Origin of the sequence: Tardiphaga sp. 709, assembly GCF_032401055.1 — a bacterium.
Classification (GTDB): Bacteria; Pseudomonadota; Alphaproteobacteria; order Rhizobiales; family Xanthobacteraceae; genus Tardiphaga.
This window is the reverse complement of record NZ_CP135529.1, coordinates 4819756-4831811: the sequence shown is the minus strand read 5'-3', so window position 1 is coordinate 4831811 and position 12056 is coordinate 4819756. Positions and strand designations below refer to the sequence as shown.

Here is a 12056-nt window from a genome sequence, read left to right as displayed (position 1 = left end):
TGGTCCACCAGTGCTTCAGACGGCGCGATTACGCCGCCCGCATGATGGCATCCACGAGCAATCCTGCAAACAGCAGCAGCCCCGCGTCGCGGTTGGATTTGAACAGCCGCAGGCACAGCGCGGAGTCGCTGATATCGGTGCGTGCGACCTGCCAGGCCAGATGCACCGCGAATGCCGCGAGGCCAAGCCATGCCGGCCAGCGTGCGCCTGCCAACAACAGCGCCACTCCGATCAGCAACACGGCAAGCCCGTAGAACAGCGTCAGCGCGGCTTGAGTGCGCTCCCCAAACAACAGCGCGGTCGACTTCACGCCGATCAGCGCGTCGTCCTCGGTGTCCTGGTGGGCATAGAGGGTATCATAGGCGATCACCCAGCAGATCGAACCGGCATAGAGCAGCAGCGCCGTCGCATCGATGCGGCCGAACACCACGGCGAAGCCCATCAGCGCGCCCCATGAGAAGGCAAGACCCAGCACGCTCTGCGGCCAGTAGGTAACGCGCTTCATGAAAGGATAGGCGGCAACGATGCCAAGCGAGGCGATGCCGGTAGCGATGGCGAAAGTGTTGAACTGCAGCAACACCACAAGGCCGATCAGTGCCTGCAGCACCAGAAATGCAAAAGCCTGTTTCGCCGTAACCTGCCCAGCCGGAATCGGCCGCGAGCGCGTGCGCTCCACCTTCGCGTCGAGGTCGCGATCGGTGATGTCGTTCCAGGTGCAGCCGGCACCGCGCATGACGAAGGCGCCGATGAAGAACAGCGCGATCATCTTGGGCAGTTGATGAATATCATGCGCCATGCCGGAGGCGAGCGCCGCCGACCACCAGCATGGCATCAGCAGCAACCATGAGCCGATCGGACGGTCGAAGCGCGACAACCGCAGATAGGGCCGCGACCACAACGGCGCCGAGCGATCGACCCAGTTGCCGGTCGCATCCGCAACGCGGGCGGCCGCGTCGCTCATCGGAACAGAATGATCTGCCACCCGATCATCGGGTGAGCACGTTGCCGTTCAGCGTATCGAAGGTGGTGCCGCCGCTCTTGCGCGCATTGTTCGCTTCCGGCAGCGATGCCGACGAGCCGAGTACATCGCTCAGACGCGGCGCAGCCGCCGGGCCGCCACCACCACCACCCCGTTGTTGCTGCGCGACGCTGCAGACCTTCTGCCGCATGCCTTCGGTGTTCTTGTGGCCGGTCTTCATCTGTTCGCCGACATTGGGCGGGATGCCGCACTTCTGCGCATTCGCCTCGATGTATTTGATCATCTTGACTTCGGTCTGCGAGAAAGAGGTGATCAGCTTGCAGGCCTCGTCCGGAGGCGCGCGGCGTTCGCTCGCAGCCTTGATGGCAGCGCCCTTCTTTTCGGCGTCCTGGCGCAGGGGCAGAAAGCCCTTCATGCAATCTTCGCCGCCGGGCGGACCTGCCTGCTGCTGCGGAGGAGCGCCGAAGCCGCCGCCACCGATTGGCGCGGCGCCATTGGAGGGAAACGCGCTGGGCGCAGCCGCTGCACCATTGACCGGCGGAAATGGCGATGCGCTGGCAGGCGCGCCGTTCACCGGCGGGAACGGCGACGAACTCGCAGGCGCAGCCGAGCTGTTGCCCGGCAGCGGCGCGGGAAACGCGCCCTGGGCGTGAACTTCGATAGCCTGCATGGCGAATAGGGCCATGGACAGCGGCACAATCAAACGACGGATGATCACAGATATTCCTCCGGCAGCTCAGTGCCCCGATTGATCGGGGGCGAAGCCCATCCTGATTCAGGACTTTCTACGATTCCTGCCAAGCCTTAACAACCCACCAAGAGCACGCGGATTCGGGCGGCAGCACGGCGCAAACCCGCGTTCCCGCATGATAATTCGTCGCAGTTGGGCTAAAGCTCGCCCTCTGAATGGAACATGAACGATGCCGCAAGCCGATTTCCGCAGTCCCCGCCTGTTTGTCGATGCGCCTTTTGCAGCCGACGCGACCATTTCGCTCGACCGCAACCAGAGCAATTACCTCGGCAATGTGCTGCGGCTAGGCTCCGGCGCCTCGGTGCTGGTGTTCAACGGCAAGGATGGCGAATGGCAGGCTGCCATTTCCGGCGGCAAGCGGGCAGACCGCCTGACCCTGCTGACCCAGGTCCGGCCGCAGGACCGCCTGCCCGATGTGACCTACGTGTTCGCGCCGCTGAAACATGCCCGGCTCGATTACATGGTGCAGAAGGCCATCGAAATGGGCGCGGCAGCGCTGCAGCCGGTGATGACGCGCTTTACCCAAGCCAGCCGGGTGAATACCGAGCGGATGCGCGCCAATGTGGTCGAGGCGGCCGAACAATGCGGAATTCTGAGCGTGGCCGCTGTCGCCGAGCCGCTGAACCTGCCCAAATATCTCGATCAGCGGGATGCCAAACGGCTGCTGATCTTCTGCGATGAGGCCGCCGAGGTGGCCGATCCCGTGACCGCGCTGACGGGCGCCCGGACGGCCGCCTCCGCCGGAATCGACGTGTTGATCGGTCCGGAGGGCGGCTTTGCCGACGAGGAACGGGCTTTGCTGCTGAAACAGGCTAATATTCTCCGGCTGGCGCTGGGCCCGCGGATCATGCGGGCCGATACGGCGGCGGTGGCCGCTCTGGCGCTGGTGCAAACGGCCCTTGGTGACTGGAATGGTAACCAGGTAGGCAAATAGCCCACTGCCATGACCCGACATTAAGGCCGCCGGGCGATGGTGGTCGAAACGTCGCAACCGCCATGCTATGGGCTGCGCCAACGACCACTCTGTTGAGATTGCTGGACTTCGAGATGACCAAACCCGCCGCCCCTCGCGCGACCGGATCCGCCGCCTGGGCGGATGCGCTGCTGTTGTCGTTTGCTGAGGCCGGCTACGCCCATGCCGAGCCGGCGATCCTGCAGCCGGCCGATCCGTTCCTCGATATGTCCGGCGAAGACATCCGCAAGAGCCTGTATCTGACGACCGACGCATCGGGCGAAGAACTGTGTCTGCGGCCGGATCTCACGATCCCCGTGGCGCGCGATTATCTCGCCTCACCGCAGGCCGGCCAGCCTGCGGGCTTCAGCTATCTCGGCCCGGTGTTCCGCTATCGGCAGGGCACGCCCAGCGAATTCCAGCAAGCCGGCATCGAATCCTTCGGCCGTCAGGACCGCGCAGCCGCCGACGCCGAAATGCTGGCACTGGGCCTCGAGGCGACAGCTGCCTTCGGCCTCAGCGATATCGAGATCCGCACCGGCGACGTCGCGCTGTTCGCGGCGCTGATCGAGGCGCTCGACCTCTATCCGGTGTGGAAGCGCCGGCTGATGAAGGACTTCAACCGCAAGATCAGCCTGACCCACGACCTCGATCGGCTGACCCTCGCGGAGTCGCCGGTCCGCAACGAATATGAAGGCGTACTCGCCGCTCTCGCGGGCTCCGACCGCAAAGCGGCGCTGGCACTGGTCACCGACCTGATGTCGATCGCCGGTGCCACCAATGTGGGCGGCCGTTCGGTGGCAGAAATCGCCGATCGCTTCCTCGAACAGTCGACGCTGAAAGGCGGCGCACTGCCGCGCGATGCGTTGGTGCTGATCAAGCGCTTTCTCGCTATCTCCGGCGACCCTGACGACGCTCTGCAGCAACTGCGCAAGCTCGCCTCGGATGCCAAACTCAACATCACGGCCGCCATCGACGAATTCGAAAGCCGCATCGGCTTCATGGCGGCGCGTGGTATCGATACCACCAAGACGCGTTTCTCGACGTCATTCGGCCGCGGCGTCGACTACTACACCGGCTTCGAATTCGAACTGCACCGCAAGGGCAATGGCACCGAGCCGCTGGTAGCCGGCGGACGCTACGACGGACTGCTGACGCAGCTCGGCTCCGCCACGCCAATCCCCGCGGTTGGTTTCTCGGTCTGGATCGAAACCTTGACCCAACACGCCTCCTCGGCGCTCGTTTCCGGGAGCGCGTCATGACCGCACCATTCGTCCTCGCCGTTCCGTCCAAGGGACGGCTGCAGGAAAACGCCGAAGCCTTCTTCACCCGCGCCGGCCTGACGCTGGCGAAGCCGGGCGGCGTGCGCGATTACCGCGGCACCATCGCCGGCTTCGACAATGTCGAAATCGCCTATCTCTCGGCCAGCGAGATCGCCTCGAACCTGGCGCGCGGTGCCGTGCATCTCGGCATCACCGGCGAAGATCTGCTGCGTGAAAGCATCCCGGACGCCGACAAGAAGGTCGCCTTGATCGAAGGTCTCGGCTTCGGCAGCGCCAATGTGGTCGTTGCCGTGCCGCAGGCCTGGATCGACGTCCGCACCATGGCCGATCTCGACGACGTCACCACCGGCTTCCGCGCGCAGCACAATCGCCGCATGCGCGTTGCCACGAAGTATATCAACCTGACGCGCAACTTCTTCGCGTCCCACGGCGTGGTCGACTATCGCATCGTCGAAAGCGCCGGCGCCACCGAAGGCGCACCGGCCACCGGCACCGCCGAACTGATCGTCGACATCACCACCACCGGCGCGACCCTCGTCGCCAACGGCCTCAAGGTACTCGATGACGGCGTCATCCTGCGCAGCCAGGCCAATCTTGTCGCCTCGCGCGCCGCCGACTGGTCGCCGCAGTCTCTGGAAACCGCGCGCATCATTCTCGACCACATTGCCGCGCGCGCCCGCGCCAGCAAATATAAGGAAGTGCGCACCCGCTTCGCCGGCTGCAATCAGGCGCTCCTCACCGAGGCTCATAACCGTTTCGGCGTGGTGTCGCCGTTCGGCGGCCCGACCTCGTCGGGCATGATCACGCTGCACTGCCCGCCGGCGCAGCTTTACGCGCTGAGCAGCTTCCTGCGTGCCAACGGCGCAGATACCGTCTCGGTCGCCTCGCTCGACTATGTGATGGATCGCGAGAATCCGCTGTTCGCCAAACTTGAGGCGTTCTTGCGGCAGTAACGCGCAGCACAGCGTTTCGCCTTGCTGGCGGACGCACCGGCTGATTACCATATGATTCATGAGCATATTTTGGATATCGGAATCTGATCGATGATGCTGGGCAGCGACGTATCGAGCCTATCGACCGATGCCGCGACCGCCGCGGCACAAGGCCTGTCGATCGTTGTGCCTGTTTACAACGAGGCGCCCGGCCTTGCTTTGTTTCACGAGCGGCTGGCCGAGCTTGCGACTACACTGAAAGAACGCCACGGCCTCGCCTGCGAAGTCGTCTATATCGATGACGGCAGCGCCGATGGCACGCTGGCGGTTGCGCGCAGCCTCCAAGCGACGTCGCTCGACGTTCAGGTCGTGTCGCTGTCGCGCAATTTCGGCAAGGAAGCCGCGCTGATGGCGGGGCTCGACCATGTCACCAAGGGCGCGGTGCTGTTCATGGATGGCGATGGCCAGCATCCACCGTCGCTGGTCGAACAGCTGGTGCGCCACTGGATCGTCGAAGGCTATGACGTCGTCTATACCGCCAAGGCGCATCGCGACAACGAGTCCTTCCTGCGCCGCCAGGCCGTGCGCGGCTTCTATGCGCTGATCAACTGGGGCGCGCGGCAGAAAATCCCGGAAGACGCCGGCGATTTCCGTTTGCTGTCACCGCGTGCCGCGGCGGCGCTGCGCCAACTGCCGGAGCGCAACCGGTTCTTCAAGGGACTGGCCACCTGGATCGGCTTCCGCCAGCTCCGCGTCGACTATGAACCGGCCGCACGCGAACATGGCGTGACGTCTTTCAATCCCAAGCAACTGATCGGCCTGTCGATCGAAGGCCTGACCTCGTTCTCGGTGGCGCCTTTGCGGTTCGCCAGCCTGCTCGGTCTGCTGCTCGCCTTCGGCGCGTTTCTGTTCGGTCTGTCGATCCTGTGGGAGACATGGGTGTCGGGCAAGTCGGTACCGGGCTATCCATCGCTGGTCGTCGGCCTGATGACCCTCGGCGGCGTGCAGCTGATCATGATCGGCGTGCTCGGCGAATATATCGGCAAGATCCTGTCTGAGCTGAAAGCGCGGCCGATCTATTTCGTCGCCGAGCACAGCGTGAAGCGCAACACTCCCGATAGCGTGGGGCAAACCACCGACCGGACCGCTGCCGAATGACCGGCGCAGCCCTGCGCCGCATCACACTCTGCGCCGACGATTACGGCATCAGCCCCGGCGTCAATCAGGGCATCCGCGAACTCATTGCGCTTGGACGCCTCAACGCCACATCCGTGATGGTGGTCGGTCCAGCGATTTTGCGCGATGACGTGAGTGCGTTGCAGGACGCCGTCGCCAAGAAGCCGAATTGCGAGATCGGGCTCCACGCGACACTGACCGCCCCGTTTCATCCGCTAACGATGCACTACCGGCCGCTGCTCGATGAACTGTTTCTGCCGCTCGGCAAGATGCTGCGCTTCAGCCTGTTGCGAAAACTTGATCGCGAAGCCATCGAAACCGAACTGACTACGCAGATCGCGAAGTTTGTGACCCTGTTCGGGCGCGCCCCCGACTATGTCGACGGACACCAGCACGTGCAGACCTTCCCGCAGGTGCGCGATGCACTCCTCGCCGCAGTGAAGAAAAATGCGCCGAAGGCCTGGGTCCGCCAATCCGGCCGTGTGCTGCCGTTAGGCCAACGCCTCGATAATCCCAAGGCGCTGCTGCTCGACACGCTCAGCGCCACGTTCCGCCGACGTGCGACGCGCGCCGGCGTGACGTTCAATCCGGGCTTCGCCGGCGCCTACGATTTCACGAAGCACGCCGACTTCGGCGCGCTCATGGCCGGTTTCCTCAACGACCTTCCGGATGGCGGGCTCGTGATGTGCCACCCGGGTCATGTCGATGAAATCCTGATCGACCTCGATCCGTTCACCGACCAGCGCGAGCGCGAATATCAGTATCTGGCTAGCGATGCCTTCGCGCAATTGCTGGTGGCAAACAACGTCACGCTGGCGCGCTAGTCCGCGAACTGCCCGCTCGCCTTGATGATCGGCGCCCAGCGATCGACCTCGCTGTCGAGCTGCTTCTTCAATGCCTGCGGCGTCGCCTGATCCTGGGGCACCGGATCGGTGTTGATGTCGTTGAAGCGCTTGATCAGCTCGGGATCGCGCAGCGATTCCTGCAGTGTCTTCGCCAGCTTCTGCACGATGTCATCCGGCGTGCCCTTCGGCGCATAGATGCCGTGCCAGGCGCCGGCCTCGAACCCCTTCAGGCCGGCTTCGTCGGCGGTGGGCAGGTCCGGCATCGACGACAGGCGCGTCTTCGTCGTGATGGCGTAGCTCTTCACCAGCTTGGCTGCGATCGGGCCGGTGGTGTTGGTAGTCTGATCACAAGTGAGATCGATCTGGCCGGCGATCAGGTCGTTCATGACGGGGCCGTTGCCCTTGTAGGGCACTGACAAGATCTGCTTGTCGATGGCATTCATGAACATCAGGCCGCAGAGCTGCGAGGCCGCGCCGAGGCCGGCATTGCCGAAGGTCATCTTGTCGCCGTTGGCTTTGATATAGGTGATCAGCTCGGCGAGCGTGTTCGGCGGCAGGTTCGGCCTGGAGATGATGGTCATCGGCGCATTGGTGACGAGGCCGATCGGCGCGAAGGCGGTCTTGGTGTCGTAAGGCAGTTTGCGATACAGCGTCGCAGCCGTAGAAATTCCGATGTGATGGATCAGGATCGTGTAGCCGTCCGGCTCGGCGCGGGCCGCGCGGGCGGCCGCGATGGTGCCGCCGGCGCCTGTGGCGTTTTCGATGATGATGGTCTGGCCGAGGATCTTCGACATTGTCGCAGCGGTGACGCGCGCGACGGTGTCGGTGGCCCCCCCGGCCGCGAACGGCACCAGCATGGTGATCGGCCTGTTGGGATAGCCCTGCGCGAAGGCAGCGGAGCTTGCCAGCGTAATCGCAAACGCAAGTGTAGCTGTGGCTTTCATGAGATCCTCCCTGAATATTGTTTTGATTTATTGAAGGCGAACGCCCCGGTGAGGCCGGGGCGTTCGGAAATCGCGTCAGACATTCGAACTATGGATCGCGTCCACCACGGCGTCGGTCACTTCTTTCGTCGTGGCCTTGCCACCGACATCCGGCGTGATGATGCCGGCTTCGCAGACCTTCTCCACCGCACGCATTAACCGCGCGGACGCATCGGGTTCGCCAAGGTGATCGAGCATCTGTGCCGCAGTCCAGAAGCTGGCCACAGGATTGGCGATCCCCTTGCCGGTGATGTCGAAGGCCGAGCCGTGGATCGGCTCGAACATCGAGGGAAAGCGGCGCTCCGGATCGATATTCGCCGTCGGCGCAACGCCGAGGCTGCCGGCCAGCGCGCCGGCGAGGTCAGAGAGAATGTCAGCGTGAAGGTTGGTCGCGACGATGGTGTCGAGGCTCTGCGGCTTCAGCGTCATGCGCACGGTCATGGCATCGACCAGCATCTTGTCCCAGGTGACGTCAGGGAAGTCCTTCGACACTTCGTCGGCAATCTCATCCCACATCACCATGCCGTGGCGCTGGGCATTCGACTTGGTGACCACGGTGAGGAGTTTGCGCGGACGTGACTGCGCGAGCTTGAACGCGTAGCGCATAATCCTGATCACGCCGACCCGGGTGAACACCGACACTTCGGTGCCGACTTCCTCCGGCAGCCCGCGATGCACGCGGCCGCCGCAGCCGGCATATTCGCCTTCGGAATTTTCGCGCACGATCACCCAGTCGAGATCGCCGGTTTCGACACCGCGCAGTGGCGAGGTGATGCCGGGCAGGATTTTGGTCGGGCGCACATTGGCGTATTGGTCGAAGCCCTGGCAGATCGGCAGCCGCAGGCCCCACAGCGTGATGTGGTCGGGCACGTCGGGCGCGCCCACCGCACCGAAATAGATGGCATCGAACTTCTTCAGCTTCGGCAGGCCGTCGGCCGGCATCATGACGCCGTGCTTGCGGTAATAGGCAGAGCCCCAGTCGAAGGTCTCGACATTGAAGGTGACGTCGCCGACCCGTTTCTGCAGGGCGTCGAGCACACGAGTGCCGGCGGCGATGACTTCGGGTCCGATCCCGTCGGCCGGAATGGCCGCGATGGAATATTCGCGCATGGTGAGGTCTCTGCTGGGTTGAACTGGCTCTCGCCACCCTGCAGGCGAGCCGCTCCCGGCTCAATCGCGGTTGTTTATACAAATAAATGATATAATGGTTTGTACTTGTCATGGCCGGGCCTGTCCCGGCCATCCACGCCTTTCTTCGGTGTGGCCAAGACGTGGATGCCCGGCACAAGGCCGGGCATGACGAAGAGGGACCACCGATGGATCTGCACCAGTTGCGCTGTTTCGTGACGGCGGCGGACGAACTGCATTTCGGCCGCGCGGCGCAGCGGCTCGAGATGATGCCGTCGGCACTCGGCCGCTATATCCGCCTCCTCGAGGACGATCTCGGCACACGCCTGCTGACGCGCACGACGCGCAGCGTTGCCCTGACCGATGACGGCGTCGAGTTTCTGAAACAGGCACGCGACCTGCTCGCCCGCGCGGATCAGATTGCGTCGTCCTTCCGCGCACGCGTGCGTGCCCGTGCAGCCACGATCCGCGTCGGCGCAATCGACAGCGCCGCCGCCGGGCTTCTGCCGGCGCTGCTTCACGATCTTCGCGAACGCGCCCCTGACGTTGCCATCAAGCTGGATGAAGACAAGACGATCCGGCTGCTGCCGCGCCTGCTGTCGGGCCGGCTCGATCTCGCTTTTGTCCGGCCGCCCGAGAGTGCCGACAAGCGGCTGGAATTCATGTTTCTGTTTCACGAGACAGCCGTCGTGGCCGTCTCCGAGCGCCATCCGCTGGCGTCGCGCACGCATCTGACGATCGCCGATATCGCCGACGAGCCTCTGATCGTGCCGGAGCGACGGTCGCGGCCGCACAGTCACGACCTGACGATGAAGCTGTTTGCGGAATCCGGGCTGCAGGCCAATGTCGTGCAGATCGCCGACGAGAAGCAGACCATCGTCAATCTCGTCGCCGCCGAAATCGGACTGGCGATCGTGCCACGCTGGACCTCCCGCATGCCCGCACGCGGCGTTCGCTATATGCCGCTAGGCATGGCGGCAATGAACAGGCTTCCGCTCGCCGCGGCGTGGGTCAGAGGGACCCGCGATCCGGCACGGGATCAGATTCTCGACATGCTGAAGGCCAATCTGGCACGCTACGCGCTGGAAGCATGACAAGAGGAAGCACGACAAGGCCTGCCGGTCGTTTTGTCGCATAACTAAATTTAATCCAGGCGGCACTTATTGCGACACAAAGCGTCACTACATCTCCAGCGCGCAAAGCAAGCGCGCTTTGAAGACAGAGGACGCCATGACACCGCAAGAACGCCAACTGGTTGACGATCTCTTTGACCGGCTCAGCAAGGTCGAAGGCGCGCCACGCGATCCAGACGCGCTCGACGCCATTGCGCAGGGCCAGCGCCGCGCCCCCAATGCGCTGTATGCGCTGGTGCAGACCGTATTGCTGCAGGACGAAGCGCTGAAGCGCGCCCATGAGCGCATCCAGCAACTGGAAGGCAACGGCGCCCCCGAACAGGCTGCTCAGGGCGGTTTCCTCGATTCGATGCGGGACGCCCTGTTCGGTCAGGGCCAGAGCCCGAACCAGCCGCGCGGCTCCGTGCCGAGCGTTCGCCCGCCCGAGCCGAGCCGTCCTGCCTGGAACACCGGGCAGGTCATCGGCCAGCCACAGCTACAGGGTGGCTATGGTCAGGGCGGATATGGCCAAGGTCAGGCGCCGGGACAGTTCGGCCAGCAGCAACCTCAGGCTGGCGGTGGCGGTTCGTTTCTGGGTACCGCAGCGGCGGCCGCAGCCGGCGTGGTCGGTGGCTCACTATTGCTCGGCAGCATCCGTTCGATGATGGGCGGCAGCCATCAGCAAGGTTTCGGCGACGCCGCCAATGCCAGCGAGAGCAAGAGCCCGTGGAGCTCCGGTTCGGATTCGTCCGGCGGCAGCCTCGGCAATCAGGCCGGCGTCAATGATATCGGTTCGTCCAGCGGCTCCCGCGCCGGATCGTTCGATCAGGCGCAGGCCGATGCCGATCAGGACCAGGATCAAGACCAGGACGAGGGCGATTACGACGCCATGGATATGGATTCCGACGACAGCGATTTGGCCTGATCGTTTAGACCAGCAACACAAAAACGGCCGCTCTCACGAGCGGCCGTTTTCATGTGACGGGAGATCAATCAGATCACGACAACCCGGGCGCCGACGCCGACGCGGCCATAGAGATCGATGACGTCCTCGTTGCGCATGCGGATGCAGCCTGAGGAAACATTGGTGCCGATTGTCCATGGCTCGTTGGAGCCGTGAATACGGTACAGGGTCGAACCAAGATACATCGCGCGTGCGCCGAGCGGATTTTCCGGACCGCCTTCCATATAGCGCGGCAGATCAGGACGGCGCGCCAGCATTTCCTTCGGCGGCGTCCATGACGGCCATTCCTTCTTCGCAGTGATCGTCTTTACACCGGACCAGGTGAAGCCCGGCCGGCCGACGCCGATGCCGTAGCGCATCGCCCTGCCGCCACCCTGCACCAGGAACAGAAACTTGTTCGGCGTATCGACGACGATGGTGCCGGCGCTCTCGCTGCCCTGATATTCGACCATCTGCGGTTGATACTTGGGATCGAGCGTGGGACGCGCGGGATCTGCCGTCTCTTCCTGCCGATAGACGCGTTGTTGCGGATCCATCGGCGGCAGCAGCGAGCGGCGCTGCTCGTAAGAGTAGTCCGGCTGTTGCTGATAACGCTGGCCCTGCTGCGCCGGACCATCGCTGAACAGAAACTCGATGAAGCCGCCGCCCATGCGCGAGCGTTCGGCATAGGCCGTGCGCTGCATCGGGCGCTGCGGCTGCTGCGCATAGACCACCGGAGGCTCGGCGAACTGCGCCGCGGCTTCCACCGCAAGCGTCTGATGCGATCCAGCGGCGATGAAAGATGCGCTGGCAAGAAGCGTGAGAGAGAACTTTCTGAACATCGACGTACTCTGCACTGTTTCGTCGTGCGCGTTCTCACCTGAGAAGCGCTTTGCACACTCCGACTTAAGGTTAAAATCGCCTCGGTTTGGTAAACACAATCGCCGTTTGGATTCACCACGTCGTCAAACG

The 12056-nt window shown here is 63.8% G+C and carries 12 protein-coding genes; 7 read left to right on the top strand and 5 right to left on the bottom strand.

Annotated elements, in window-relative coordinates:
* Nucleotides 1-28 precede the first annotated feature (28 nt).
* Together ubiA and RSO67_RS23415 are read right to left on the bottom strand one after the other, a co-directional pair.
* On the bottom strand, nucleotides 29-961 hold the full coding sequence (gene ubiA, locus RSO67_RS23420; protein WP_315840778.1) for a 4-hydroxybenzoate octaprenyltransferase: 933 nt from the start codon (nucleotides 959-961) through the stop codon (nucleotides 29-31).
* Nucleotides 962-986: 25 nt separating this feature from the next.
* The gene (locus tag RSO67_RS23415; protein ID WP_315844340.1) at nucleotides 987-1694 is read right to left on the bottom strand and encodes a hypothetical protein; all 708 of its coding nucleotides are present in this window, start codon (nucleotides 1692-1694) and stop codon (nucleotides 987-989) included.
* 205 nt (nucleotides 1695-1899) lie between these two features.
* Here RSO67_RS23415 and RSO67_RS23410 point away from each other — a divergent pair, with 205 nt between their 5' ends.
* The 5 genes from RSO67_RS23410 (at nucleotide 1900) to RSO67_RS23390 (ending at nucleotide 6897) form a co-directional block, all read left to right on the top strand.
* Nucleotides 1900-2664: a 16S rRNA (uracil(1498)-N(3))-methyltransferase gene (locus tag RSO67_RS23410; protein WP_315840777.1), complete on the top strand. Its 765-nt coding sequence runs from the start codon at nucleotides 1900-1902 to the stop codon at nucleotides 2662-2664.
* Nucleotides 2665-2777: 113 nt separating this feature from the next.
* Nucleotides 2778-3944 (top strand): ATP phosphoribosyltransferase regulatory subunit, encoded by a 1167-nt coding sequence (locus tag RSO67_RS23405; RefSeq protein ID WP_315840776.1) that lies wholly within the window; start codon nucleotides 2778-2780, stop codon nucleotides 3942-3944.
* Nucleotides 3941-4918 (top strand): ATP phosphoribosyltransferase, encoded by a 978-nt coding sequence (gene hisG / locus RSO67_RS23400; RefSeq protein WP_315840775.1) that lies wholly within the window; start codon nucleotides 3941-3943, stop codon nucleotides 4916-4918. Before RSO67_RS23405 ends, hisG begins: the two co-directional genes overlap by 4 nt.
* Nucleotides 4919-5008: 90 nt before the next feature.
* A complete protein-coding gene (locus RSO67_RS23395; RefSeq protein WP_315840774.1) occupies nucleotides 5009-6055 on the top strand; it encodes a glycosyltransferase family 2 protein in 1047 nt (348 codons plus the stop codon).
* Nucleotides 6052-6897, top strand: coding sequence for a ChbG/HpnK family deacetylase (locus tag RSO67_RS23390; RefSeq protein WP_315840773.1), 846 nt, complete (start codon nucleotides 6052-6054; stop codon nucleotides 6895-6897). The genes RSO67_RS23395 and RSO67_RS23390 overlap by 4 nt, the downstream gene beginning before the upstream one ends.
* Here the strand turns inward: RSO67_RS23390 and RSO67_RS23385 are convergent.
* Together RSO67_RS23385 and RSO67_RS23380 are read right to left on the bottom strand one after the other, a co-directional pair.
* Nucleotides 6894-7862: a tripartite tricarboxylate transporter substrate-binding protein gene (locus tag RSO67_RS23385; protein ID WP_315840772.1), complete on the bottom strand. Its 969-nt coding sequence runs from the start codon at nucleotides 7860-7862 to the stop codon at nucleotides 6894-6896. The two genes, RSO67_RS23390 and RSO67_RS23385, sit on opposite strands and share 4 nt — an antisense overlap.
* Before the next feature lie 75 nt (nucleotides 7863-7937).
* A complete protein-coding gene (locus tag RSO67_RS23380) occupies nucleotides 7938-9011 on the bottom strand; it encodes a tartrate dehydrogenase (protein WP_315840771.1) in 1074 nt (357 codons plus the stop codon).
* Between the two features lie 206 nt (nucleotides 9012-9217).
* Here RSO67_RS23380 and RSO67_RS23375 point away from each other — a divergent pair, with 206 nt between their 5' ends.
* Together RSO67_RS23375 and RSO67_RS23370 are read left to right on the top strand one after the other, a co-directional pair.
* A complete protein-coding gene (locus tag RSO67_RS23375; RefSeq protein WP_315840770.1) occupies nucleotides 9218-10123 on the top strand; it encodes a LysR family transcriptional regulator in 906 nt (301 codons plus the stop codon).
* A gap of 136 nt (nucleotides 10124-10259) precedes the next feature.
* A complete protein-coding gene (locus tag RSO67_RS23370; RefSeq protein ID WP_315840769.1) occupies nucleotides 10260-11066 on the top strand; it encodes a DUF2076 domain-containing protein in 807 nt (268 codons plus the stop codon).
* 68 nt (nucleotides 11067-11134) lie between these two features.
* Here RSO67_RS23370 and RSO67_RS23365 read toward each other — a convergent pair whose 3' ends face one another.
* Nucleotides 11135-11926 (bottom strand): L,D-transpeptidase, encoded by a 792-nt coding sequence (locus RSO67_RS23365; RefSeq protein ID WP_315840768.1) that lies wholly within the window; start codon nucleotides 11924-11926, stop codon nucleotides 11135-11137.
* Nucleotides 11927-12056 lie beyond the last annotated feature (130 nt).

Bases quoted from the DNA above. Each gene is read 5' to 3' on its own strand.
- RSO67_RS23375 (WP_315840770.1), top strand. From the start codon at position 9,218: ATGGATCTGCACCAGTTGCGCTGTTTCGTGACGGCGGCGGACGAACTG.
- RSO67_RS23405 (WP_315840776.1), top strand. From the start codon at position 2,778: ATGACCAAACCCGCCGCCCCTCGCGCGACCGGATCCGCCGCCTGGGCG.
- RSO67_RS23395 (WP_315840774.1), top strand. From the start codon at position 5,009: ATGATGCTGGGCAGCGACGTATCGAGCCTATCGACCGATGCCGCGACC.
- RSO67_RS23380 (WP_315840771.1), bottom strand. From the start codon at position 9,011: ATGCGCGAATATTCCATCGCGGCCATTCCGGCCGACGGGATCGGACCC.
- RSO67_RS23390 (WP_315840773.1), top strand. From the start codon at position 6,052: ATGACCGGCGCAGCCCTGCGCCGCATCACACTCTGCGCCGACGATTAC.
- hisG (WP_315840775.1), top strand. From the start codon at position 3,941: ATGACCGCACCATTCGTCCTCGCCGTTCCGTCCAAGGGACGGCTGCAG.
- RSO67_RS23385 (WP_315840772.1), bottom strand. From the start codon at position 7,862: ATGAAAGCCACAGCTACACTTGCGTTTGCGATTACGCTGGCAAGCTCC.
- RSO67_RS23410 (WP_315840777.1), top strand. From the start codon at position 1,900: ATGCCGCAAGCCGATTTCCGCAGTCCCCGCCTGTTTGTCGATGCGCCT.
- RSO67_RS23370 (WP_315840769.1), top strand. From the start codon at position 10,260: ATGACACCGCAAGAACGCCAACTGGTTGACGATCTCTTTGACCGGCTC.
- RSO67_RS23365 (WP_315840768.1), bottom strand. From the start codon at position 11,926: ATGTTCAGAAAGTTCTCTCTCACGCTTCTTGCCAGCGCATCTTTCATC.
- ubiA (WP_315840778.1), bottom strand. From the start codon at position 961: ATGAGCGACGCGGCCGCCCGCGTTGCGGATGCGACCGGCAACTGGGTC.